Annotated in this window: 1 protein-coding gene; it reads right to left on the reverse strand. The window is 36.9% G+C overall.

Going from position 1 to position 526, the window contains the following annotated elements:
- A partial coding sequence (locus tag RM545_RS17520) for a transposase (RefSeq protein WP_311496577.1) occupies window positions 1-416 on the reverse strand: 416 nt, incomplete at its 3' end.
- Window positions 417-526 lie beyond the last annotated feature (110 nt).

A 526-nucleotide genomic window follows, 5' to 3' on the forward strand; every position in this document is an offset into this window, starting at 1 on the left:
ATTCCTTCGAAGACTTTATTGGAACGAATGCGCTTGTTATTGCAGACCCTAACAGGAGTGGAATCCACAAAAGAGATCCCCGTGCACTCTCCCAGGCAACGTGTTTTCATAAATAGCACAAGTGGTAGCATATTGGCTTGCATTAATTCAGTAAAACGATTGTAGGAAACGGTATCAGGGAACTCGGCTTTCATGTGCTTTTGAACATAAAAAAGATAGAAGTGCTTGAAATCCCTGTGTCCGCTGAGCTGAAAGATGACCGTAATAGTGAGAATCTCACTCATCGACATCTTGAAGGCTCTTTTTCTGTGTTTCTTGCCGTCCTGAAGAAGTTTTTGTGTAAAAGCGGGTTTAAAAACCTTACAGAACTCATCGATGTCAAAGAAAATTTCAGTAACTTTATCATTAGAAATCATAGCGGGAATTTTAGTTAAATATTTGGTTTTTAGACACTTAAATATACTAAATTCCCGCTTTTTTATTGTGTGAAAAACACAGTATTAATTAAATTTTTACATCGAACTCA

Origin of the sequence: Autumnicola lenta, assembly GCF_031846515.1 — a bacterium.
Lineage (GTDB): Bacteria > Bacteroidota > Bacteroidia > Flavobacteriales > Flavobacteriaceae > Autumnicola > Autumnicola lenta.